Here is a 21,354-nt window from a genome sequence, read left to right on the forward strand (position 1 = left end):
CAGCGCGCTGATATATCAGCCGTCAGGCTTCCCGGGGAGATGCGCCATGGACGGCACCGCGACGGCGGCACTCAAGCGCGAACGCCTGTCCCGCCGGCAGCAGGCCTTCCGGGCGGATTTCCGTGCCAGGATCGGCCGGCTGTACCATGGCTGGGCGCATGTCGCGCTGATCTACGCCATCGGCGGCGCGGCGATCTGGTATTGCGCGCGGCAGCTCGGCGCCCCCGCCTGGTATGAATGGCTTGTGGTGCCGGCGGCCTTCCTCGGCGCCAATGTCTTCGAGTGGTGGATCCACAAGTATGTCATGCATCGGCCGCTGAAGGGGCTGATGGGGATCTACAAGCGGCACACCCTGGCGCACCACCAGTTCTTCACCGAGAACGAGTACACCATCGACGATGCGCGGGACTTCCGCATCGTCTTCTTCCCGCCCTATGCGCTGATCACCTTCCTGGCGATGTCGCTGGTGCCGGCCCTGCTGCTGCAGGGGCTGGGCTTCCCGGATGCCGGCTGGCTGCTGCTGATGACCAACACGGCACTGTACCTGAACTACGAATTCTTCCACTTCTGCTGCCATGTGAAGGACGACCGGCTGGTCCGCCACGTCCCCTTCATCAACACCATCCGCCGCCACCATGCCGCGCACCACAACACGGCCATCATGATGGAGCGGAATTTCAACCTGACCTACCCGATCGCCGACTGGTTCTTCGGCACCAGCGACCTGAAGCGCGGGCTGCTCGGGCATCTGCTGAACGGGTATGACGCACGCTTCGTGCGCGGCGACCTCAAGCGGGTACGGCACACGCTGGACGATCCGCGCGCCGGCCTGCCGCGGCCGCAAGCGGTCGCGGCGGAATAGCGGCGATGGCCGCGCTCACGCCGCTCGATGGCGGCGGTATCAAGACGTCGCGGGCCTCGCTGATCGGCGGGATCGCCGTGGCAATCGGCGTCTTCGTGCTGTGGCAGGCCTTGGCGCGCGATCTCGGGCTTGGATATTTCGCGTCTTTGGTGAGTGGTGCCGTGGTGGGTGCGCTAACCGGGTTGTGGATTTGGCGCGCCGATCTGTAATCGACGTGGAAAGGCCCACCATCACGAGATTGCAACCCCCGCTTCGCGGTTTCGTTCCCTAAAGCACAGGGACGGGAAACGGGGAGCCCATAGTGAACCAAGGAACGGGACTGCACCCCACCGGGGCCTGGCCGACCGCCGCGGCCGAGGATGCCGCATCCGGCCTGCTCGGGGCGCTGCCGGAAGGCTGGGCGATGCTGGGCCGCTGCCGCACCGGCACGGCCGGCCCGGTCGGCTATCCAACCGGCTGCTGGGCGCTGGCGCATCCGACCACCGGGGTGGCGCTGGTCGACGTGGCACCCGATGCCACGCCGAATGCCGAGGCGCGGCTGCGCCGGGCTTTGGGGGCGGCGAATTTCTGGCCGGCCTTCCCCGGCTACCTGCCGGTCTGGCACGGGCGGATCGAGCTGGCCGCCTGGCGGTCGCTGCCCGGCATCATGGCCGAGGGGTTTTCCGAGTTGCCGCCGCTGACCGTGCCGGGCAAGGGCGCCTGGATCGCCGCCGCCCGGGACGCGCTGGCCGAGGATGGCGCCTGGGACGTGCCCGGCGCGCCACGCGGGGCGCGCGCGATGCCGGTGGCCGCCCTGCTGGACGATCCGGATGACGACGGGCCCGACCCCGTCGGGCGGCGGCCCTGGCAGGGGCGGCTCGGCCTGGTGCTGGGTTTCGTGGCGACCTTCGCGGTGGGGCTGGCGAGCGGGGTGCTGCTGCTTTCGGATGAGCCGCCCGCGCCGGTCGCCGCGCCGCTGGTCAACTTGGCAGCCCTGCCGCCGGCGGCGGCGCCACAGCCGGTATTGGCGCAACCGGAGCCGGTGCGCGAGGCCGCCGCACCAGTCCCCGTGGTGGCCGCCATCGCCCCGCGGTCGGTGGAACCGGTCGTCGTGCCACCCGCGCCGCCGCCGGTGGCCATGGTGACGCCGCTGCCGCCCGCGGCCGAGCCGGAGCCGCCCGCCATGGCCGAGGCCACCACCGGTGCCGATACCGGCGAGCCGATGGAAGTCGCCTCGCTCGGCCTGCCGCTGCCGCCGGAAGCCCCCAAGGCGCCGGTGCAGCGCGCCGCGCGGCCACCCGAGCGCATCGACCGCGCCTGCACCCAGGCGGTGTTCCGCTTCCAGCAGGGATTGCCGCTGTCGCCAGCCGAACAGGCGCATGTGCGCAACGGCTGCGCCACGCGGCGCTAAGGGAGGCGGCGGCTCCCCCGGCCGGGTCAGCGCAGCGCGGCGTTGACCTTGGCGAGCGCCGTCGAGCCCGGCACCAGCGACGCGTCGTCCAGCCGGTTCAGCGGCAGGGCGACGGTGTCGAGGTGGTCGTGCAGGTCCTCGGGGTCCGGGTCGATGTAGAGCAGGCCGGTGACGATCTCGCCGGCCGCCTTGCGTTCGTGCAGGTGGTGCATGGCGGCGACGCGGTCGGTCGGGTCGTACTCCTCGTGCAGCTTGCGCAGGCGGAGGATGCTGCCGTCGTGCTGCGTCACCTCCCGCATCTCTCCAGGTGCGTATTCGGCACTGATCGGGTCGCGGCCGAGGATGACGTCGAGCTGGTTCATCGCCTCGTTGTGCTCGCGGACGAAGTCGTAGCTCTTGGTCGAGCCTTCGTGGTTGTTGAAGGCGACGCAGGGGCTGATGCAGTCGATGAAGGCCGGCCCGGGGTGGCGCAGCGCCGCCTTGATCAGCGGCACCAGCTGGGTCTTGTCGCCGGAGAAGCTGCGGGCGACGAAGGTGGCGCCGAGCTGCAGCGCGATGCCGACCAGGTCGATCGGCTCGTCGTTGTTGATGGCGCCCTTCTTGGCCTTGGAGCCCTTGTCGGAGGTGGCGGAGAACTGGCCCTTGGTCAGGCCGTAGACCCCGTTGTTCTCGACGATGTAGGTCATGTTCACGGCGCGGCGGATGCTGTGCGCGAACTGGCCGAAGCCGATCGAGGCGGAATCACCATCGCCGGAGACGCCGAGATAGGTCAGCTCCCGGTTCGCCAGGTTGGCGCCGGTCAGCACGCTCGGCATCCGGCCGTGCACGGAATTGAACCCGTGGCTGGCGCCGAGGAAATAGTCCGGCGTCTTCGACGAACAGCCGATGCCGGACATCTTGGCGACGCGGTGCGGCTCGATGTCCAGTTCGAAGCAGGCCTGGATGATCGCGGCCGAGATGCTGTCATGGCCGCAGCCGGCACAGAGCGTGCTGATCGCGCCCTCGTAGTCGCGGCGGGTGAAGCCAAGCGCGTTCACCGGCAGCTTCGGGTGGTGCAGCTTGGGCTTGGGGAGGAAGCTCATTCCGCGGCGGCTCCGGCAAAGGGCACGACCTTCAGCGCCGCGGCGCGGTCGGCGATGGCCGCCCGGATGAAGCGCGCGGTGATCGGCGTGCCGTCGTAGTGGAGGACAGGGATCAGGCGGGAGGCATCGACATTGCCCTCCGTCATGATCAGGGTGCGCAGCTGGGCGTCGCGGTTCTGCTCGACCACGAAGACCTTGTCGTGCCGGGCGATGAAGTCCAGCACGTCGTCATGGAAGGGGAAGGCGCGGATGCGGAGCGCATCGAGGTGGATGCCGTCGGCCTCCAGCTGCCCCAGCGCTTCCTTCATCGCCGCCGAGGAACTGCCGTAGTAGATCACCCCGGTGCGGGTCGGCTCGGCGGCGCGGCGCTCGACCGGGTGGGGGACGATCTGCTTCGCCGTGTCGAATTTCCGCAGCAGCCGTTCCATGTTGTCGACATAGGCGCTGCCGACCTCGGTGTACTTGGCGAAGCGGTCGCGCGAGGTGCCGCGGGTGAAGAAGGCGCCCTTCTGCGGATGGGTGCCGGGATAGGTGCGGAAGGGGATGCCGTCGCCGTCGGCATCGAGGTAGCGGCCGAAGGTGCGGCCGGCCTCCAGCTCCTCGGCGGTCATCACCTTGCCGCGGTCGAGCTGCTTCGTGTCGTCCCAGGCGAAGGGCTCGCAGAGCCAGTCGTTCATGCCGATGTCGAGGTCGAGCAGCACGAAGACCGGGGTCTGCAGCCTATCAGCCAGGTCGAAGGCGCTGGCGCCGAAGTCGAAGCATTCGCGCGGGTCTTCCGGCAGCAGCACGACCTGCTTGGTGTCGCCATGGCTGGCATAGGCGGCCGACAGCACGTCCGATTGCTGGGTGCGGGTCGGCATGCCGGTGCTGGGCCCGGCCCGCTGGACATCGAAGATGACGGCCGGGATCTCGGCGAAATAGGCCAGGCCGACGAATTCCTGCATCAGGGAGATCCCCGGGCCGGAGGTCGCGGTGAAGGCCCGGGCGCCGTTCCAGGCGGCGCCGATGACGATGCCGATCGAGGCGAGCTCGTCCTCCGCCTGCACGATGGCGTAGCGCTTCTTCCCCGTCTCCGGCTCGGTGCGGAAGCGCTTGCACTGGCGCTCGAAGGCCTCGGCCAGCGAGGTGGAGGGCGTGATCGGGTACCAGGCGCAGACCGTCGCGCCGCCATAGACCGCGCCGAGCGCAGCCGCGGCATTGCCTTCGACATAGATGCGGTCGCCGACCGCGTCCGACCGTTCCAGGGTCAGGCCGAGCGGGCAGTCGAGGTTCTTCAGCGCCCAGTCGCGGCCCATGTGGAAGGCGTCGCGGTTCGGCTTGGCCAGCTTCTCCTTGCCCTTGTACTGCTCGGCCAGCAGCTGCTCGACCACCGGCGGCTCGATGTTCAGCAGGGCGGAGAGCGCTCCGACATACATGATGTTCTTCAGCAGCTGGCGCTGCCGCGCATCGGTGAAGGCGGCGTTGCAGATCTGCGTCAGCGGCACGCCGATGACGTTGATGTCGCTGCGGAAGCGCGACGCCGGCATCGGCCGCGTGCTGTCATAGACCAGGTAGCCACCGGGATCGATCTCGGCGATGTCGCGGTCCCAGGTCTGCGGGTTCATGGCGACCATGAGATCCACGCCGCCGCGCCGGCCCAGATGGCCCTCGCCGCTCACCCGCACCTCGAACCAGGTCGGCAGGCCCTGGATGTTGCTGGGGAAGATGTTGCGCGAGGCGATGGGAATGCCCATGCGCAGGATCGACTTGGCGAACAGCTGGTTGGCGCTGGCCGAGCCGGAGCCGTTGACATTGGCGAATTTGACGACGAAGTCGTTCGTCGCCCCCGGGGAAGACCCTACTCCGCTGCGCATGCGTGCACCCTCGTCGTGGCCTTGGCGGCTTCCAGCAGGAATTTCTGCATGTCCCAGGCGCCGGTCGGACAGCGCTCGGCGCACATGCCGCAATGCAGGCAGACATCCTCGTCCTTGACCATGACGCGGCCGGTCTTCAGCCCGTCCTGGACATAGAGATCCTGGGTCAGGTTCTGCGCCGGCGCCTTCAGCCGGCCGCGCAGCTCGGCCTCCTCCCCATCCGGGGTGAAGGTGATGCAGTCGACCGGGCAGATGTCGACGCAGGCGTCGCATTCGATGCAGAGGCTGGCGCTGAACACGGTCTGCACGTCGCAGTTCAGGCAGCGCTCGGCCTCCTTGAAGGCCATCTCGCGGTCGTAGCCGAGCTCGACCTCCAGCGTGATGTCGCGCAGCGCCGTCTCGTCCTCGGCATGCGGCACCTTGAACCGCAGGTCGAGCGAGACGTCGTTGTCATAGCTCCATTCGTGGATGCCCATCTTCTGGCTGATGAGCGCGGTCTCCGGCGGCGGGCGCTGCGCCACGTCCTCCCCGCGGCAGAACAGGTCGATCGAGATCGCGGCGGCATGGCCATGCGCGACGGCCCAGATGATGTTCTTCGGGCCGAAGGCGGCATCGCCGCCGAAGAAGACGTTCGGGATGGTGGACTGGTGGGTCTCCGCATTCAGTTGCGGCAGGCCCCACTTGTCGAATTCCAGCCCGATGTCGCGCTCGATCCAGGGGAAGGAATTCTCCTGGCCGATCGCCACCAGCACCTCGTCGGCCTCGATCACCTCGTCCGGCTCGCCGGACGGGACCAGCTGGCGGCGGCCGCGGGCGTCGTATTCGGCGCGCACCTTGCCGAAGACCATGCCGGTCAGCCGGCCATCCTGGTGCAGCACTTCCTTGGGCACCAGGAAGTTGCGGATCGGGATGCCCTCGCGCAGCGCATCCTCCTTCTCCCAGGGGGAGGCCTTCATCTCCTCGAAGCCGGAGCGGACGACGACCGAGACCTGCTCGCCGCCGAGGCGGCGGGCGGAACGGCAGCAATCCATCGCCGTGTTGCCGCCGCCGAGGACGATGACGCGCTTCCCCACCTCCTTGATATGGCCGAAGGAGACCGAGGAGAGCCAGTCGATGCCGATATGGATGTTGGCCGCCGCCTCGGCCCGGCCGGGCACGTCGAGGTCCCGCCCGCGCGGGGCGCCGGAGCCGACGAAGACCGCGTCGTAGCCCTCGGCCAGCAGCCCCTTCAGGCTTTCGACCCGCTGGCCGTAATGGGTGGTGACGCCGCCGCGGTCGGTGATGTAGCCGACCTCCTCGTCGATCACCTCGGAGGGCAGGCGGAAGCGGGGGATCTGGCTGCGGATGAAGCCGCCGCCCTGCTGCTCCCCGTCATAGACATGCACCTCGTAGCCCAGCGGGGCGAGGTCGCGGGCGACGGTCAGGCTGGACGGGCCGGCGCCGATGCAGGCGACCCGCTTGCCGTTGCCGACGGCCGGGATGGGGGTCAGCCGGCCGCGGATATCGGCCTTGTTGTCGGCCGCCACGCGCTTCAGCCGGCAGATCGCCACCGGCTCGTCCTCCACCCGGCTGCGGCGGCAGGCAGGCTCGCAGGGCCGGTCGCAGGTGCGGCCGAGGATCCCGGGGAAGACGTTGGAGTGCCAGTTGACCATGTAGGCGTCGCTGTACCGTCCCGCGGCGATCATCCGAATGTATTCGGGGACCGGGGTGTGGGCGGGGCAGGCCCACTGGCAATCGACGACCTTGTGGAAGTAGTCCGGATCGCGGATGTCGGTCGGCTTCAAGCGGAATCTTCCCTCATTACGGGGATCGTTTGCAGCGTGGACGTAAGCCGCAGCTTGGGTGCCTGGCCCAGGACGGACCAGGTGACCCCGAATGGCGTTACGTTCCTCCCACACCCTTTCGGGTGGTCGAAGCTTGCCCCACAACCGAAAATCACGCAACGACCCGCCCATTGGCTGAACGGACGCGATCGCCGGCATTCGGCAGGGACGGCTGCCGGATGATGGGCCGCGGCGTGGGGGCGCGCGAGGCGCCGCGCTTACACGTCAGCGTGCGGGATCGATCACCGGCGCGACCAGCGCCGCCACGTCCAGCAGCGCCGCATCGCCGAAGCGCGGGCCGACGATCTGCACGCCGACCGGCATGCCGTTCGGCCCGGTGGTGCAAGGGATGCCGATGCAGGGCACGTGCAGCAGGGTCCACATGCTGTTGAAGACCGGGTCGCCGGTATCCTGCCGGCCGACCGGCGCCTCGCCCTTCGCCGCCGGGGTCAGCACGGCGTCGAGGCCGGGGAAGAGCCCGTCGAACAGCTTGCGGCATTCGCCGGCCAGGTCGTAGGCGGCGACCTGGGCCGCCGGGGTGATGCCGGCAAAATTCTCCACCCGCTCGCGGAAGTCCTGGTGCAGGAGGCCGTGGGCGGCCAGGTATTCGCCCAGGAAGGCGCCGCGGCCCTCGCCGAGCAGGATGATGCGCTGCGCCTCGGTGATGTCCCGGAACGGGGCGGGAAGTTCCAGCGCCTCCACCGCCACGCCGGCGGCGTCCAGGCGCTGGCCGGCCAGCAGCAGGGCGGCTTGCGATTCCGCCGCGGCAACGTCCCAGTTCGGCCCGCGGCAAAGGCCGATGCGCAATTGCCGCAGCGGCTTGCCGAGCGGGATGTCGAGGCCGAAGAGCCGGAAGGCCTCGGCCACCAGCCGCAGGTCCTCCGGCGCGCGGCCATACCAACCGATGGTGTCGAGCGTATGGGAATAGCGCTTGGCGCCTTCGGAGTTCACCACGCCATGCGTCGGCTTCATCCCGTAGCAGCCGTTGAAGGAGGCCGGGCGGATCAGGCTGCCGCCGGTCTGGGTGCCGAAGGCCAACGGCAGCATGCCGTCGGCGACGGCCGCGCCCGAGCCGGAGGAGGAGCCGCCCGGCGTCCGCGCCGGGTCGTGCGGGTTGCGGGTGAGGGCACGGCGGCCGCCGGCGGCGAATTCCACGGTATCCGTCTTGCCGAGGATCACCGCACCCTCGCCGCGCGCCACCGCCACGCAGGCGGCGTCGCGCCCCTGCCGCAGGCCCTCGTAGATCGGCGAGTTGTGGCTGGTCGGCATGTCGGCGGTGTCGATCATGTCCTTCACGCCGAAGGGCAGGCCGTGGAGGATGCCCTTGGCATAGGCCTTGTCCACCTTGCGGGCGTTGGACAGCGCCAGCACCGGGTCGATGTAGCTGAAGGCCTTGGTGACGGGCTCGCGCTCGGCGATGCGCTCAAGGCAGGACCGCGTCAGCGCCTCCGCCGTCAGCGTGCCGTCGCGCAGCCTCGCGGCCGCCGCCGACGCAGTGAGTTGCCAGGGTTCCATGGGCTTTCCTCCTCAGGCGGCGGGCATGGCGGCAAGGCCGGCGAGCACCTCCTCCACCGGCAGGACATCCGCGTACTTCACGGCCATGTCGTAGAGATTGGCGAAATGCGGGCCTTCGTGCCGGTCCGCGGTGCATTCCACCGGGACGACGACGCGGAAGCCGCAGGACAGGCCCTCCACCGCCGTGGCGCGGACGCAGCCTGAGGTCGAGCCGCCGGTGACCACGATGGTGTCGACGCCGTGGAAGGTCAGCAGGGAGCGCAGATTGGTCTCGAAGAAGGCGGAGGCCATGCGCTTGCGAAGCCGGACATCGCCCGCGGCGACCTCCAGCCGCGGGTCGAGCTCGGCACGGGGCGAGCCTTCCTTGATGTTCTGCAGGCTGTCCGGCGTGTCGCTGCGCGTCCCCCAGACGCCGCAATCCGAGCCGTCCGCCAGGTAGGCGACATGGGTCCAGACCACGGGGAAGCCGCGGGCGCGGCAGAGCGCGGCGAGGCGGTTGACGTGTTCCGCCTGGCGCGGGTCGGTCTCGTAGGCCGAGGCGGGGAAGGCGGCGAGGTCGGTATAGGCGCGCTGCAGGTCGACATTGACCAGCGCGGCACGCCGGCCGAAGCCGAAGCGCCGTCGTGGGGGGGCAGCCTGCAACGCGGCCCAGAGCTGCCGCGCGGTGAGCGGGCTTTCGATCATCGGCCGCGTCCCTCCATCTCCGGTCGGGCGATCCACGTTCTTCGGCTTCCAGCCTCGAACGATCGTTCCTACGCCGCCAGGAACTCGTTCCATTTCTCGGTGTAGTATTCCAGGTTCTTCGGCCGGGTGTTCCAGACATAGACCTTGGCCGCACGCTCCTCGAGCGAGCCGCCGTCGCGGCCCTCGCCGCCATAGACCGACCTGACCAGATCCGGCGCGAGGTACTGGCCATAGGTGTCGACGGCGGAGAAATAGCCGATCTCCGACTGCCGCGCCCCGGGGAAGCCCTCCATCCAGAAATTCAGCCAGTCATAGGCCAGGTCGAGATCGCGACAGTTCGCCGAGATCGCCTGGCCGACGCACCAGGCGCGATAGCCTTCCCGGGCGACCGCATAGCGCACGGGGATGCCCTTGCCGGCGACCTCCACCACCACCGGCCACCAGGCATCGGCGATCCAGACCTCCTCCGAGGCCATGAGGTTGACCAGCTCGCCATAGGCCTTCCAGAGCGCGCGGAAATGGCCTTCCTTCTTCTTCTCCTTGAGGAAACGGACGACGGTATCGACCTCCTTGTCGGTCAGCCCGGTCGGGTCGGTCTCCGGCGGCAGCAGGCCGAGCGCCTTCATCCCCAGCGCCGCATCCAGCATGCCGAGCCAGTCGATGCCGAAGAGCGCGACGCGGCCGCGGTATTTCGGGTTGAACAGCTCGCCCCAGGAGAGCGTGTTGTCCTCGGCCTGCACATGCCTGCTGTTGTAGCCGATGGAATCCATCTGGAAGAACATCGGCGCGAAGCTGGTCCTGGTGCGCCCTTCGTCCAGGTACATCATCTTCCCCGGATTGGCGCCGAGGCCGAGCGGCGCGGTGGCCGAAGCGCGGCCCTCGCGCAGCAGCGGGTGCAGCCTGTCCCAGTGCTTGAGGCGCCTGGTGTCGATCGGCTGGATCAGCTTCTCCTCGGCGGCGAAGGCGGCGAAGGGCGCGTCGATGGTGACGCAATCCACCTGTGCCACGCGCAGCCGGTCCACCCGCGCCTGGGTGGAGGGATTGACCCAGGGGCGCGGCGTGCCGCTGCTGCGCTTCTGGAATTCCTTCAGGATCGGCTCGCGCATGTCGAAGCTGGCGCCGGCCAGGTTCAGCGCGCGGGATTGCGCCACGGCGGGGGGCAGGATCAGGCCGGGCGCGGCAAGGCCCGCGGCTCCCAGCAGGTGGCGGCGGCGGATCGGCATGGTCCCGGTCTCCCTTCTCAGGTCAGCGGCGGCGGAGCAGCCAGAGCGTGGCGGTGGTGCCGAGGATCGCCAGCAGGGAGGCGGCGGTGGTCGCCGTGCCGATGGCGTAGAGCTCCGGCGTCAGTTGCCTATCGAGCTGCGCCATCACCGCCAGCGGCAGGGTGATGTCGGCGCCCGTGGTGAACATGCTGCGGGCGAATTCGTCGTATGAGAGCGAGAAGCCGAAGAGCAGCGTGCCGATCACCCCCGGCAGCACGATGGGCAGGGTGATGCGGCGGAAGGCGGTCCAGCGGCTGGCGCCGAGGGTCAGCGCCGCTTCCTCCAGCCTGGGGTCGAAGCGGTTGAAGATCGCCAGCATGGTCAGGAAGCCGAAGGGCAGCGCCCAGGAGACATGCACGAGATAGGCGGTGGTGTTCCAGGCCGTCTCGATGCCCAGGATGCGGCACAACAGGGCGAAGCCGAAGCCGACCAGCAGGCCCGGCGCCATGATGCCCAGCAGGATCAGGTAGAAGAATGCGTCGTGGCCGCGGAAGCGCCCGCGCATCGCCTGCGCCGCGGCGACCGAGAGCAAGCAAGTGGTCACCGCGCAGGCCACCGCCAGCAGGAAGGACCGGCCGAGCGGCGGCTTGAAGTCGCCCATGACCGAGGCCTCCCACAGCTCCCGGTACCAGTGGAGCGAGACGCCGTTCATCGGGAAGGTGGTGCCGCCATTCTCGCCGCTGAAGGACAGCACGGACAGCGTGAAGATCGGCAGCCACTGATACAGCAGGAAGATGACGGTCAGCGTGCCCAGCACCCAGGCGGTGATGCGCGAGCGGGCGCGGTGGCCGAAGCGGCGGCGCCGCGTGGTCGCCGGGGCCCAGGGGATGCCGGCGGACCCGTCCATCTCAGTTGGTCCCCAGCCGCCGCACGTCGACCACGCGCATAGCGATGGCGACGCCGGCCAGCATGCAGAGCATCAGCAGCACCGCCACCACCGCGGCGGCGCGGATCTGCGAGCCTTCGTAGAAATTCATCACCAGGTTGGGCAGCAGCGCGATCTTGTTGCCGCCGATGGTCTGCACCGTGGCGAAGTCGGCCATGACGTTGAGGAAGACCAGCACCTGGCCGATCACCACGCCGGGCAGGGTCAGCGGGAAGATGACGCGGCGGAACACCGTGATCGGCGGCGCCTTCAGGGTCATCGCCGCTTCGCGCAGCGCGGGCGGGATCTGCGCCAGCATGTAGACCACCGGGCCGCTCGCCATCAGCGTGTAGAGCGAGACCTGCGCCATCGAGATCCCGGCGCGGGAATAGAGGAAGGCCTCCACCGGCTTATCCGCCAGCCCCAGCGCCAGCAGCACCTGGTTGATCACGCCATTCACGCCGAGAAAGGGCACCCAGGCGATCGCGCGGATCAGCGCGCTGGTCCAGAAGGGGATGACGAAGGCGAGGAACAGCGCGGTGCGCCAGGCGGGGCTGCGCAGCTTCACCACCAGGAAATAGGCGATGCAGTAGCCGAGCACGCCGCAGATCGCCATCATCGTCGCGGCGTGCCGCAGCGTCTCGCCCACCAGGGCCAGGTAGGTCTGGTTCGAGAAGAAGCGCGTGTAGTTGGCGAAGGTCAGCGGGCTGTCGGGGGAGAAGGCGCGGCCGCCCCAGAAGGACACCCAGACGATCATGCCCACCGGCACCACCACCGCCGCCAGCATCCACAAGGCCGCCGGCAGCGCGAGCCAGTAGGCGGCAGCGGACCGGGGCCGGATGGTGCTCATGCCGGCTGCAGCACGCGCGCGGCGGCGGGGTCGTCGTGCAGCACGGCATCGGCACTGTCCCAGCCGATGGTCGCCGTCTCGCCGGCCTGCAGCCAGCCCGGCTCGGCGCCGAACTGGTCGAGCTTGAGCACCTCGCCATCCCCGCGTTCCAGGATATAGCGGCGGATCGAGCCGAAATACTCCACCGTGACGCAGCGCGCCTCGATCCGGCTGTCCTGGGCGCGCGCCTGGCCCATGCGCTCGGCGCGGATGGAGAAGGATGCGGGCGCGCCCGTTGCGCGCGGCGCCGGGGCGGGGACCAGGAAGGCGCCGAGCTTCGTCTCGATCCGCGCCATGCCGTCCCGCTGTCCGGCGAGCGTGCCGTGGAAGACGTTGTTGCCCTGGACGAAGCCGGCGACGAAGGGCGTGCGCGGGCGCTGCAGGATCGCCTCCGGCGGGCCCTGCTGCTCGATCCGCGCATGGTTCATCACCACCACGAGGTCGCCCAGCGAGAAGGCCTCGTTCTGGTCGTGCGTGACCCAGATGAAGGAGATGCCGGTGCGGCGCTGCAGCTGCTTCAGCTCGATCATCACCGTCTCGCGCAACGCGTAGTCCAGCGCGCCGATCGGCTCGTCCAGCAGCAGGATGCGCGGCTCGGTGATCATGGCGCGGGCCAATGCCACGCGCTGCCGCTGGCCGCCGGACAGGCTGGCCGGCTTGCGGTCGGCCAGCGCGGTGATCTCGAAGGCCGCCAGCACCTCCCGCACCCGCTGGGCGATCACCGCCTTGGGCTGCTTCTGCATCTCCAGCCCGAAGCCGACCTGCCTGGCGATCGTCATGTGCGGGAACAGCGCGAAATCCTGGAACATCATGGCGATGTCGCGCTGCCAGGGCGGGTCGCGCGTCACCTCCCGCCCGCCGATCAGGATGTCGCCGTCGTCGGGGTCTTCCAGCCCGGCGACGCAACGCAGCGTGGTGGTCTTGCCGCAGCCGGAGGGGCCGAGCAGGCAGACGAACTGCCCCTGGCCGACCTGCAGGGAGACGTCGTCCACCGCGGTGAAGCCGCCGTAGCGCTTCCGCAGGCCGCGGATCTCGAGGTCGAGCTGCGGCAGGCGTTCCATCGCGGTCAGGCCGCGATGGAGAGGTTGGCCCGGCTCTTCATCAAGGGCTGGATGCGGGTGCCGAATTGCTCGATGCCAATGAGGAAATCGTCGAAGGTCAGCATGACGCCCTGCAGGCCGTCGATTTCGGCGCATTCATCCAGCAGTCGCGCCACCGTCTCATACGACCCGATGAGGCGGAGCATGTTGGTCGGCACCCGGTCGGACCGCACCATGCGGCCGACGGTCGAATGCGCCTCGGCCTGCACATCCTGCGCCGCCTGCCCGTCGCGCCAGGCCAGTGCTTCCAGGTCGGTGCCGGCGACGTAGTGTTCCCACTTCTTCATCGCCAGCGCGTCGGTCTCGTCGGCGATGATCATGGTCAGCGCGAGCGCGCCGCATCTGCGGCCCGATGCGGCGGTCGCCGCGCGCAGGCGTTCCACATGCGGGGCCAACGACTGCGGCGTGTTGATGCCGCCGCCCGACAGGAAGTTGTAGTCGGCATGTTCGGCGGCGAAGCGCATGCCGCGGTTGGACTGGCCGGCGGCGATGATCTCGATCGGTGCCTCCGGCTGCGGGTCCAGCCGGCAGTCGTGCATCCTGAAATAGGGGCCCTGGTGGTTCGACACCCCGGTCGACCAGAGGTCGCGCATGACGGTGACGTATTCCTCGCAGTACTCGTAGCGGCGGGCGAAATGCTCCTCGCCCGGCCAGAGCCCCATCTGGGTGTATTCGGCCTTCTGCCAGCCGGAGACGATGTTCACCCCGAAGCGGCCATGGCTGATGCTGTCGCAGGTCACCGCCATGCGGGCGATCAGCGCCGGCGGGATCGACAGCACGGCGACCGAGGCGAAGAGCTTGATCCGCGTGGTGACGGCGGCGAGGCCGGCCATCAGGGTGAAGCTTTCCAGGTTGTAGTCCCAGTAGCGGCTCGGTCCGCCGAAGCCGCGCAGCTTGATCATCGACAGGGCGAAATCGAAGCCGTAGCGCTCCGCCGCCTGGGTCACCGCGCGGTTCAGGTCGAAGCTCGGCTTGTATTGCGGCGACGTCGTGGAGATCAGCCAGCCGTTGTTGCCGATGGGGATGAAGACGCCGATCTGCATGGGGGCTCCTGCTCCACGCCACGTCCTTGCGCAGCGCAGCAATTGAACACCACATAGGCAGTTGTACGGCAAGCCATTTTTAATGCTTTATTTCCGCGCTTTGAATGCAGGGTGTGGCGCGATAATAATCAGTCTTCCAGATCAGCGGCGGCTTGCCTCCGCCAGCGCGTGCAACCGCAACGCGCTGGCGAGCGGATGCGCTGCCGCTTCGCGCGTGGTGTCGATCGCCGTGACCAGCGCCGCGAGGCTCAGTCCCTGCCGCCGCGCCGCGGCGTCCAGCACCGTCCAGAATTCGGGTTCCAGCGCGACGGAGGTGCGGTGGCCCGCCAACTGGAAGCTGCGCTTCCGCAGATGCCGGGCCGCCGCCACCTCAATCGCCGAGCGAGGCGCCGGGCGCCACCATGTGTTCCGGCCGCACCCAGCGGTCGAAGTCCTCGCCGCTGACCAGGCCGAGCTGCTGCGCCGCGTCGCGCAGCGTCAGGTTCTCCGCCAGCGCCTTCTTGCCGATCCGCACCGCCTTGTCGTAGCCGATATGCGGGTTCAGCGCGGTCACCAGCATCAGCGACTTGGCCAGGTTCTCGGCCAGCTTCTCGTGGTTCGGCTCAAGCTTGGCCACCATGTGCTCGGCGAAGGACTCGGCGGCATCGGCCAGCAGGGCCGCCGATTGCAGCACCGCCTGGATGATCACCGGCTTGAAGACATTGAGCTCGAGGAAGCTCTGCGCGCCGCCTATGGTCACCGTGGTGGTGTTGCCCATCACCTGGGCGCAGACCATGGTCAGCGCCTCGGCCTGGGTCGGGTTGGTCTTGCCCGGCATGATGCTGCTCGACAACCCGTCCGCCGGCACGATCAGCTCGGCCAGGCCCGAGCGCGGGCCGCTGCCCAGCAGGCGGATGTCGTTGCCGAGCTTGGTCAGCGACACCGCGATGACGTTCATCGCCCCCTGCAGCTCGACGAAGACGTCGTGCGCGCCCATGCCTTCGAACTTGTTCGGGTTGGGGGTGAAGGCGAGCCCGCTGCGCGCGGCGAGAATCCCGCAGAACACCACGTCGAATTCCGGGTGCCGGTTGAGCCCGGTGCCGACCGCCGTGCCGCCCTGCGGCACCGAGAGCAGCCGCGGCATGACGCCGCGCAGCCGTTCCTGGCCGAGTTCCACCTGCCGCGCCCAGGCGGCGAATTCCTGGCCGAGCGTGACCGGCACCGCATCCATCATATGGGTGCGGCCGATCTTGATGATGTCCGCCCATTCCTCCGACCGCCGCCACAGCGCCGCATGCAGCCGGCCCAGGGCTGGAAGCAAACGCCCCTCCACCGCCTCGGCGGCGGCGATGTGCATCATCGTCGGGAAGTTGTCGTTGGAGGACTGGCCGCGGTTGACGTGGTCGTTCGGATGCACCGGCTTCCGCGTGCCCAAGGGCTGGCCGAGGATTTCGTTGGCGCGGTTCGAGATCACCTCGTTGGCGTTCATGTTGGTCTGGGTGCCCGATCCGGTCTGCCAGACCGGCAGCGGGAAGTCGGCGTCGCGGGTGCCGTCGGCGATCTCCTGCGCCGCCTGCTGGATCGGCCCGACCAGTTCGGCCGGCAGCTCGCCGAGGCGCCCATTGGCCTCGGCGCAGGCCCATTTGTGCAGGCCGACGGCGCGGATCAGCCCGGGCGAGAAACGCTCCGTCCCGATACGGAACAGCAGCCGGGCGCGCTCCGTCTGCGGCCCCCAGTAGCGCCCGGCCGGGATGTCGATGCTGCCGAGGCTGTCGGTTTCGGTGCGGGTCTCGTCGGCCATGGCGCCCTCCTGCAAGGTGGTCGGCGGCAGAACGCCCGGCGGCCGGGAAGGTGCGCGGCGATCAGGGGGAGTAGGAGGAGACCTCGATCAGGTTGCCTTCGGGGTCGCGGCAATAGACCGAGCCCATGGCGCCGAGCGCGCCCTGCCGCGTCACCGGGCCGAGCTCGATCATCACGCCGCAGCTGTGGAACTGGCCGATGATGTCGTCCACCGCGACGGCGACGATGAAGCAGAGGTCCTGCGTGCCGGGGGTGCAGACCTCGGCGGCCAGCCAGTCCTCCTTGGGGTGGTCATGCGGCCGCAGGTTGAGCTTCTGCCCGCCGAATTTCAGCGCGACGCGGGACGGGCTGCCGAAATCCTCCCGCTCCATGCCAAGGACGCGCTGGTACCAGCTCGCCATGGTCTCGATGTCGCGGCAATTGATGACCAGGTGGTCGAGGCGATCGACGGCGAAGCGCATGTCACTGTTGCTCCCTGTGGTCGCAGCCGACCGATTCAGACCTGTGCAGCTTCGCCGCTCCGGTCATCGGGCGGCGGTTCCTTTTGGCAGACGGGCCGTCACTTCGATTTCGATGCGCATCGCATCGGTCTGCAAACCGGCATGGATCAGGGTGGAGGCGGGCTTCGCCTTGCCGAGGTAGCGCTTGACCACCGGCCAGCAGGGCTCCCAATCCTCCCGCCGCGGCACGATGAACAGCACGCGCACCACGTCGTCGAGGCTGGCGCCGGCCTGGGCCAGAGCGGCGGCGATGTTCTCGAAGCACTGGCCGGCCTGGGCGACGACGTCGTCCGCGATGGTCATCGCGGCGTAGTCGTAGCCGGTGGTGCCGGAGACCCAGACATGGTCGCCATCCACCACGGCGCGGCTGTAGCCGATCTCGTCCTCGAAGCGGGAGCCGGAGGAGATCAGGCGGCGCTCGGTCATGCGATACCCCTCAGGATGGCGTGCAGACCAGGACGGCAACGGCGCCGTCCGGGCCGGGCGAATGCAGCAGGACGACGCGGCGGATCATCGCCACCCGTCCGGTATCGTCCGCCAATTCCATCCCCGGCTGCGGGATGGCGGGCAGTTCGATCAGGCCATCATCCTTGGCGGGCTGCCCGACATCGAGACCGTCGGGATCGAACCAGACGCGCACGCGAAATCCTGCCATCGCCGCCTCTCCCCATGTGGGGGCCTATTCCAGACCCTCGTAGAAATCATTCCCCTTGTCGTCCATGACGATGAAGGCCGGGAAGTCCTCGACCTCGATCCGCCAGACCGCCTCCATGCCGAGCTCGGGGTATTCCAGCACCTCGACCTTGCGGATGCAGTCCTGCGCCAGCCGGGCGGCCGGGCCGCCGATGCTGCCCAGGTAGAACCCGCCATGCGCCTTGCAGGCGTTCAGCACCGCCTTGCTGCGGTTGCCCTTGGCCAGCATCACCAGGCTGCCGCCCGCCGCCTGGAAGCCCTGGACGTAGCTGTCCATGCGCCCGGCCGTGGTCGGGCCGAAGCTGCCGGTCGGCATGCCCTCCGGCGTCTTGGCCGGGCCGGCGTAGTAGACCGGGTGGTCCTTGATGTAGTCGGGCAGGCCGAGGCCGGCGTCAATCCGTTCCTGCAGCTTGGCATGGGCGATGTCGCGCGCCACCACCACGGTGCCGGTCAAGGATACGCGCGTCTTCACCGGGTGCTTCGACAGCTCGGCGCGGATCTCCGCCATCGGTCGGTTGAGGTCGATCCTGACCACCTCGCCGCCCAGGATGTCGGCGGTGGTCTCCGGCAGGTAGCGGGCGGGGTCGTGTTCGAGCTCCTCGAGGAAGACGCCTTCCGGCGTGATCTTCGCCTTGATCTGCCGGTCGGCCGAGCAGCTCACGCCGATGGCGATGGGCAGCGAGGCGCCGTGCCGCGGCAGCCGCACGATGCGCACGTCGTGGCAGAAATACTTGCCGCCGAACTGCGCGCCGATGCCGAGATTCTGCGTCAGCTTGTGGACCTCGGCCTCCAGCGCCGTGTCGCGGATGGCGTGGCCGGAGCGGTCGCCCTCGGTCGGCAGCCCGTCCAGGTAGCGCGTGCTGGCCAGCTTCACCGCCTTCAGCGCCGTCTCGGCGGTGGTGCCGCCGATGACGACCGCCAGGTGGTAGGGCGGGCAGGCGCTGGTCCCCAGCGTCTTCACCTTCTCCTCGATGAAGGCCAGCAGCTTCGGCTTGTTCAGCACCGCGCGGGTCTGCTGGTACAGGAACGTCTTGTTGGCCGAGCCGCCGCCCTTGAGCACGAACATCAAATGCAGCTCGTCGGCGTGGTGCTCGCCGGGCGCCGCCATGATCGAGAAGTCGACGGGCAGGTTGTTGCCGGTGTTGACCTCCTCGAACATGCTCAAGGGGGCCATCTGCGAATAGCGCAGGTTGGTCTCGGTATAGGTGCGGGCGACGCCGTAGCTGATCGCCTCCTCCTCGTCGCCCTCGACCCAGACCCGCTGGCCCTTCTTGCCGAAGACGATGGCGGTGCCGGTGTCCTGGCACATCGGCAGCTTGCCGCCGGCGGCGATGGAGGCGTTCTTCAGCAGGTCGAGCGCCACGAAGCGGTCGTTCGCCGAGGCCTCGGGGTCCTTCAGGATGTTCGCCAGCTGCTGCAGGTGGCCGGGGCGCAGCAGGTGGGAGACGTCGCGGCAGGCCTGGAAGGCCAGCTGCTCCAGCGCCTGGGGCGAGACCTTCAGCACCGTCTTGCCCTCGACCTGGATGGTCGAGACGCCCTCGATGGGCAGGCGGCGATAGGGGGTGGTGTCCTCGGCCAGCGGGAACATCGGGCTGTAGAGGAAGCCGGAGGGCCGGCTGGGCTGCGTCACCGGGCCGGCATCGACGTCGAGGGGTGGGGTCACGGGCGGTCTCCGCGCGCTGGCGCCGCGGGGCCCCTGCCGGGTGCAGGGGCGGCCGGGCGACGCCGTCAATCCTCGGCCCGCTTACCCCAGCATGGGCGTCAAGCCAACCGGCGCCGGCGTGGCTCAGTCGCGTTTGCGGCGGAAGGCGTCCAGGCTGACGACCTGCGGCTTGGAATCGGCCGATGGCGCGGCCGGTGCCTCGGCGACCGGCAGGGGCGCCGCGGCGGCGGACTCGGGTGCCGGGAAGCGCAGGCCGAAGCGGGCTTCGGGGTCGGCGAAGGCGGTCAGCGCCTTGAACGGCACCACCAGCATCGCCGGCACGCCGCCGAAGGACAGCCCGACCGAGAAGCTGCCGGCAGCGCGGTCCACCTTCAGGTCCCAGAATTTATGCTGCAGGACGATGGTCATCTCCTGCGGGTAGCGTGCCTTCAGGTGGCCTGGGATGGCGACCCCGGGCGCTTCCGTGCGGAAGGTGATGTAGAAATGGTGGTCGCCCGGCAGGCCCCGGCGGGCCGCATGCTCCAGCGCCTCGACCGCGACGGCGCGCAACGCTTCCTCGGCCCAATCGGCGTAGGGCAGCAGGCTGTCAACGGGCGCTGTGGTCTCGTTCATGGTCCAACCCTATCCCCTATAAATAGGCGAGGACATCAACTCACGGAAGTGGGAGGGTTTGTTAACGCCCGCGGCGGAATCGGTGAGTGGGGGGCTTCTGTTGCCCGGTGCCCCCCGAACCGCGCTTGTTTACTGCTTACGCAGCAACAGCGAGTGCGTCGTTATCGTTCGCACTTATCAATGGCCCGATGACGGCGGAACCATGCCGGGCAAAAACGGTCCCCTTACCACGCGCGTCGAGCCTGTTTCGCCCCCATAACTCCCGCAGGAGGATGGTGGAGGCGCCGGGCACTGCCCCCGGGTCCGCAACGCTTATCCCGAACCGTGTTTATCACCATAGTCGGTCGGGATCGCTCCCGGACGACGCGCTTGATATAGGACAGCGCGGCCGCACTTGCCAGGGGTGCAGGATGCCGAAGGCGCGCGTCGCCGCCCGGGCGCGCCGCGGAGGGGTTCGAGCATGACGGGCAGGACGGCCGGCGCGCCATGACGCGGCGTGAATGGATGCTGCTCGGCGGCACGGGGATCCTGGCCGGCGCCGGCGGCTGGCTGCTGGGCCAGGGTACCGCGCCGTCGCCGCCCGAGACCGCGGCTGCCGCGCCGGACCAGCCGCTGCCGCAGGAGGTGACGCTCTCCCCCGAGGCCGCGCGCAATTTCGGCCTGCGCACCGCCCCGGTGGAGCGCAGGCCGCTGGTCCGGACCGTCCGCGTCACCGGCAGCGTCGGCTTCAACGAGCTGCGCCTGGCGCATATCCAGCCGCTCGCCCGCGGCCGGGTGCAGGCGATCGAGGTGGCGATCGGCGAGCGGGTCCGCACCGGCCAGCGGCTGGCGATCCTCGACGCGCTCGACCTCGCCGAGGCGCGGCACCAATTGGCCAGCGGCGAGGCGGCGCTGCGCCAGGCCCAGGCGGAGACCCAGACCGCCCGCGCCGCGCTGAACCGCGCGGCGGAGCTGGTCCGCGCCGGCTCCGTCGCGCAGAGCGAGCTGGAACGCCGCCGCGCCGACCTGGCCCGGGCGGATGCCGCGGTGCAGACGAAGGCGACCGAGGTGGAGCACTGGCGGGAGATGCTGTCCCGCTACAGCCCGGCCGGACCGATGGCGCAGGACCCGGCCGATGCCGTGCGGCTCTCGGCGCCGACGCCGAGCGATGCCCGCGGCGGCATCCTGGCGCCCTTCGACGGCGCCGTGCTGGCGATCGGCGCGACGCCCGGCGAGCTGGTCGACACCAACCGGGAGATCTTCACCCTCGCCGACCTCTCCGTGGTCTGGGTCATGGCGGATGTGCCCGAACGTGAATTGGCTGCGGTGACGCCGGGCGCCACGGTCGCCATCGCGGTCGAGGCCTGGCCCGGCCGGCGCTTCCCCGGCCGGGTCGCCTATGTCGCCGACCAGCTCGATGTCCGCACCGGCACCGCCAGGGTGCGCTGCGAGATCCCCAACCCCGACGGCGCGCTGAAGATCAACATGTTCGCCATCGTCGAGATCGCGGCACCCCTGGGACGCGACGGGCTGCTGGTGCCGGATGCGGCGCTGCAATCGGTGGACGACCAGCCCGTGGTCTTCCTGGCGCTGGACGCGACGCGCTTCGCCCCCCGCCCGGTGCGGCCCGGCCTGCGGCAGGACGGCATGACCGAGATCACCGAGGGGCTGGCGGCCGGCGACGTCGTCGCCGCCGCGGGCAGCTTCCGCCTCAAGGCCCTGCTGCTGCAGAGCCGCGTCGATGCCAAGGACTGACCGGC

21 protein-coding genes and 1 other RNA gene are annotated in these 21,354 nt (G+C 69.4%); 4 read left to right on the forward strand and 18 right to left on the reverse strand.

What is annotated here, in order from left to right; translation table 11 throughout:
* Positions 1 to 46 precede the first annotated feature (46 nt).
* The 3 genes from ACFQS7_RS01505 to ACFQS7_RS01515 all read left to right on the forward strand — a co-directional run bounded on the left by ACFQS7_RS01505 (position 47) and on the right by ACFQS7_RS01515 (position 2,252).
* A complete protein-coding gene (locus ACFQS7_RS01505; RefSeq protein ID WP_380065250.1) occupies positions 47 to 862 on the forward strand; it encodes a sterol desaturase family protein in 816 nt (271 codons plus the stop codon).
* Between the two features lie 5 nt (positions 863 to 867).
* Positions 868 to 1,071 carry a hypothetical protein gene (locus ACFQS7_RS01510; protein WP_380065251.1) on the forward strand — a complete coding sequence of 68 codons (204 nt, stop codon included), beginning with the start codon at positions 868 to 870 and terminating at the stop codon, positions 1,069 to 1,071.
* Positions 1,072 to 1,163: 92 nt separating this feature from the next.
* Positions 1,164 to 2,252, forward strand: a complete 1,089-nt coding sequence (locus ACFQS7_RS01515) for a hypothetical protein (RefSeq protein WP_380065252.1) — start codon at positions 1,164 to 1,166, stop codon at positions 2,250 to 2,252.
* Between the two features lie 26 nt (positions 2,253 to 2,278).
* Here the strand turns inward: ACFQS7_RS01515 and ACFQS7_RS01520 are convergent, their stop codons facing one another.
* The 18 genes from ACFQS7_RS01520 to ssrA all read right to left on the reverse strand — a co-directional run bounded on the left by ACFQS7_RS01520 (position 2,279) and on the right by ssrA (position 20,019).
* The gene (locus ACFQS7_RS01520; RefSeq protein ID WP_380065253.1) at positions 2,279 to 3,334 is read right to left on the reverse strand and encodes a 2-oxoacid:ferredoxin oxidoreductase subunit beta; all 1,056 of its coding nucleotides are present in this window, start codon (positions 3,332 to 3,334) and stop codon (positions 2,279 to 2,281) included.
* Entirely contained in the window at positions 3,331 to 5,187 is a 1,857-nt protein-coding gene (locus ACFQS7_RS01525; protein WP_380065254.1) for a 2-oxoacid:acceptor oxidoreductase subunit alpha, read from the reverse strand. The genes ACFQS7_RS01520 and ACFQS7_RS01525 overlap by 4 nt, the downstream gene beginning before the upstream one ends.
* On the reverse strand, positions 5,172 to 6,971 hold the full coding sequence (locus ACFQS7_RS01530; RefSeq protein ID WP_380065255.1) for an FAD-dependent oxidoreductase: 1,800 nt from the start codon (positions 6,969 to 6,971) through the stop codon (positions 5,172 to 5,174). Before ACFQS7_RS01530 ends, ACFQS7_RS01525 begins: the two co-directional genes overlap by 16 nt.
* Before the next feature lie 264 nt (positions 6,972 to 7,235).
* The gene (locus ACFQS7_RS01535) at positions 7,236 to 8,525 is read right to left on the reverse strand and encodes an amidase (protein WP_380065256.1); all 1,290 of its coding nucleotides are present in this window, start codon (positions 8,523 to 8,525) and stop codon (positions 7,236 to 7,238) included.
* A 12-nt stretch (positions 8,526 to 8,537) separates the two neighbouring features.
* The gene (locus tag ACFQS7_RS01540) at positions 8,538 to 9,209 is read right to left on the reverse strand and encodes an isochorismatase family protein (protein ID WP_380065257.1); all 672 of its coding nucleotides are present in this window, start codon (positions 9,207 to 9,209) and stop codon (positions 8,538 to 8,540) included.
* A 68-nt stretch (positions 9,210 to 9,277) separates the two neighbouring features.
* On the reverse strand, positions 9,278 to 10,432 hold the full coding sequence (locus ACFQS7_RS01545) for a PotD/PotF family extracellular solute-binding protein (protein ID WP_380065258.1): 1,155 nt from the start codon (positions 10,430 to 10,432) through the stop codon (positions 9,278 to 9,280).
* 22 nt (positions 10,433 to 10,454) lie between these two features.
* A complete protein-coding gene (locus tag ACFQS7_RS01550; RefSeq protein WP_380065259.1) occupies positions 10,455 to 11,318 on the reverse strand; it encodes an ABC transporter permease in 864 nt (287 codons plus the stop codon).
* Between the two features lies 1 nt (position 11,319).
* A complete protein-coding gene (locus ACFQS7_RS01555) occupies positions 11,320 to 12,186 on the reverse strand; it encodes an ABC transporter permease (protein WP_380065260.1) in 867 nt (288 codons plus the stop codon).
* Positions 12,183 to 13,286 (reverse strand): ABC transporter ATP-binding protein, encoded by a 1,104-nt coding sequence (locus tag ACFQS7_RS01560; protein ID WP_380065261.1) that lies wholly within the window; start codon positions 13,284 to 13,286, stop codon positions 12,183 to 12,185. Before ACFQS7_RS01560 ends, ACFQS7_RS01555 begins: the two co-directional genes overlap by 4 nt.
* Positions 13,287 to 13,291: 5 nt before the next feature.
* Complete coding sequence (gene rutA / locus ACFQS7_RS01565) at positions 13,292 to 14,368, reverse strand: pyrimidine utilization protein A (RefSeq protein WP_380065262.1); 1,077 nt, start codon at positions 14,366 to 14,368, stop codon at positions 13,292 to 13,294.
* 141 nt (positions 14,369 to 14,509) lie between these two features.
* Positions 14,510 to 14,737, reverse strand: a complete 228-nt coding sequence (locus tag ACFQS7_RS01570) for a ribbon-helix-helix domain-containing protein (protein ID WP_380065263.1) — start codon at positions 14,735 to 14,737, stop codon at positions 14,510 to 14,512.
* Between the two features lies 1 nt (position 14,738).
* Positions 14,739 to 16,148, reverse strand: a complete 1,410-nt coding sequence (locus ACFQS7_RS01575) for a class II fumarate hydratase (RefSeq protein ID WP_380065264.1) — start codon at positions 16,146 to 16,148, stop codon at positions 14,739 to 14,741.
* 61 nt (positions 16,149 to 16,209) lie between these two features.
* Positions 16,210 to 16,608, reverse strand: a complete 399-nt coding sequence (locus ACFQS7_RS01580) for a VOC family protein (protein ID WP_380065265.1) — start codon at positions 16,606 to 16,608, stop codon at positions 16,210 to 16,212.
* A 63-nt stretch (positions 16,609 to 16,671) separates the two neighbouring features.
* Positions 16,672 to 17,073, reverse strand: coding sequence for a RidA family protein (locus ACFQS7_RS01585; protein WP_380065266.1), 402 nt, complete (start codon positions 17,071 to 17,073; stop codon positions 16,672 to 16,674).
* A gap of 10 nt (positions 17,074 to 17,083) precedes the next feature.
* On the reverse strand, positions 17,084 to 17,302 hold the full coding sequence (locus ACFQS7_RS01590) for a hypothetical protein (protein WP_380065267.1): 219 nt from the start codon (positions 17,300 to 17,302) through the stop codon (positions 17,084 to 17,086).
* A gap of 24 nt (positions 17,303 to 17,326) precedes the next feature.
* Positions 17,327 to 18,928, reverse strand: coding sequence for a fumarate hydratase (locus tag ACFQS7_RS01595; RefSeq protein ID WP_380066183.1), 1,602 nt, complete (start codon positions 18,926 to 18,928; stop codon positions 17,327 to 17,329).
* Between the two features lie 198 nt (positions 18,929 to 19,126).
* On the reverse strand, positions 19,127 to 19,615 hold the full coding sequence (locus ACFQS7_RS01600; protein ID WP_380065268.1) for an SspB family protein: 489 nt from the start codon (positions 19,613 to 19,615) through the stop codon (positions 19,127 to 19,129).
* Between the two features lie 85 nt (positions 19,616 to 19,700).
* Positions 19,701 to 20,019, reverse strand: a transfer-messenger RNA (tmRNA) gene (gene ssrA, locus ACFQS7_RS01605).
* Positions 20,020 to 20,101: 82 nt separating this feature from the next.
* Between ssrA and ACFQS7_RS01610 the strand changes: the two genes are divergently transcribed.
* Positions 20,102 to 21,349: an efflux RND transporter periplasmic adaptor subunit gene (locus ACFQS7_RS01610; RefSeq protein WP_380065269.1), complete on the forward strand. Its 1,248-nt coding sequence runs from the start codon at positions 20,102 to 20,104 to the stop codon at positions 21,347 to 21,349.
* The last annotated feature ends 5 nt before the right edge of the window (positions 21,350 to 21,354 follow it).

Origin of the sequence: Dankookia sp. GCM10030260, from assembly GCF_042666655.1 — a bacterium.
GTDB lineage: Bacteria > Pseudomonadota > Alphaproteobacteria > Acetobacterales > Acetobacteraceae > Paracraurococcus.

What these genes read in the sequence shown, in the direction of transcription:
- ACFQS7_RS01505 (WP_380065250.1), top strand. Translation starts at nt 47, where the DNA reads ATGGACGGCACCGCGACGGCGGCACTCAAGCGCGAACGCCTGTCCCGC.
- ACFQS7_RS01510 (WP_380065251.1), top strand. Translation starts at nt 868, where the DNA reads ATGGCCGCGCTCACGCCGCTCGATGGCGGCGGTATCAAGACGTCGCGG.
- ACFQS7_RS01520 (WP_380065253.1), bottom strand. Translation starts at nt 3,334, where the DNA reads ATGAGCTTCCTCCCCAAGCCCAAGCTGCACCACCCGAAGCTGCCGGTG.
- ACFQS7_RS01525 (WP_380065254.1), bottom strand. Translation starts at nt 5,187, where the DNA reads ATGCGCAGCGGAGTAGGGTCTTCCCCGGGGGCGACGAACGACTTCGTC.
- ACFQS7_RS01535 (WP_380065256.1), bottom strand. Translation starts at nt 8,525, where the DNA reads ATGGAACCCTGGCAACTCACTGCGTCGGCGGCGGCCGCGAGGCTGCGC.
- ACFQS7_RS01540 (WP_380065257.1), bottom strand. Translation starts at nt 9,209, where the DNA reads ATGATCGAAAGCCCGCTCACCGCGCGGCAGCTCTGGGCCGCGTTGCAG.
- ACFQS7_RS01545 (WP_380065258.1), bottom strand. Translation starts at nt 10,432, where the DNA reads ATGCCGATCCGCCGCCGCCACCTGCTGGGAGCCGCGGGCCTTGCCGCG.
- ACFQS7_RS01550 (WP_380065259.1), bottom strand. Translation starts at nt 11,318, where the DNA reads ATGGACGGGTCCGCCGGCATCCCCTGGGCCCCGGCGACCACGCGGCGC.
- ACFQS7_RS01555 (WP_380065260.1), bottom strand. Translation starts at nt 12,186, where the DNA reads ATGAGCACCATCCGGCCCCGGTCCGCTGCCGCCTACTGGCTCGCGCTG.
- ACFQS7_RS01560 (WP_380065261.1), bottom strand. Translation starts at nt 13,286, where the DNA reads ATGGAACGCCTGCCGCAGCTCGACCTCGAGATCCGCGGCCTGCGGAAG.
- rutA (WP_380065262.1), bottom strand. Translation starts at nt 14,368, where the DNA reads ATGCAGATCGGCGTCTTCATCCCCATCGGCAACAACGGCTGGCTGATC.
- ACFQS7_RS01575 (WP_380065264.1), bottom strand. Translation starts at nt 16,148, where the DNA reads ATGGCCGACGAGACCCGCACCGAAACCGACAGCCTCGGCAGCATCGAC.
- ACFQS7_RS01580 (WP_380065265.1), bottom strand. Translation starts at nt 16,608, where the DNA reads ATGCGCTTCGCCGTCGATCGCCTCGACCACCTGGTCATCAATTGCCGC.
- ACFQS7_RS01585 (WP_380065266.1), bottom strand. Translation starts at nt 17,073, where the DNA reads ATGACCGAGCGCCGCCTGATCTCCTCCGGCTCCCGCTTCGAGGACGAG.
- ACFQS7_RS01590 (WP_380065267.1), bottom strand. Translation starts at nt 17,302, where the DNA reads ATGGCAGGATTTCGCGTGCGCGTCTGGTTCGATCCCGACGGTCTCGAT.
- ACFQS7_RS01595 (WP_380066183.1), bottom strand. Translation starts at nt 18,928, where the DNA reads ATGTTCCCGCTGGCCGAGGACACCACCCCCTATCGCCGCCTGCCCATC.
- ACFQS7_RS01600 (WP_380065268.1), bottom strand. Translation starts at nt 19,615, where the DNA reads ATGAACGAGACCACAGCGCCCGTTGACAGCCTGCTGCCCTACGCCGAT.
- ACFQS7_RS01610 (WP_380065269.1), top strand. Translation starts at nt 20,102, where the DNA reads ATGACGCGGCGTGAATGGATGCTGCTCGGCGGCACGGGGATCCTGGCC.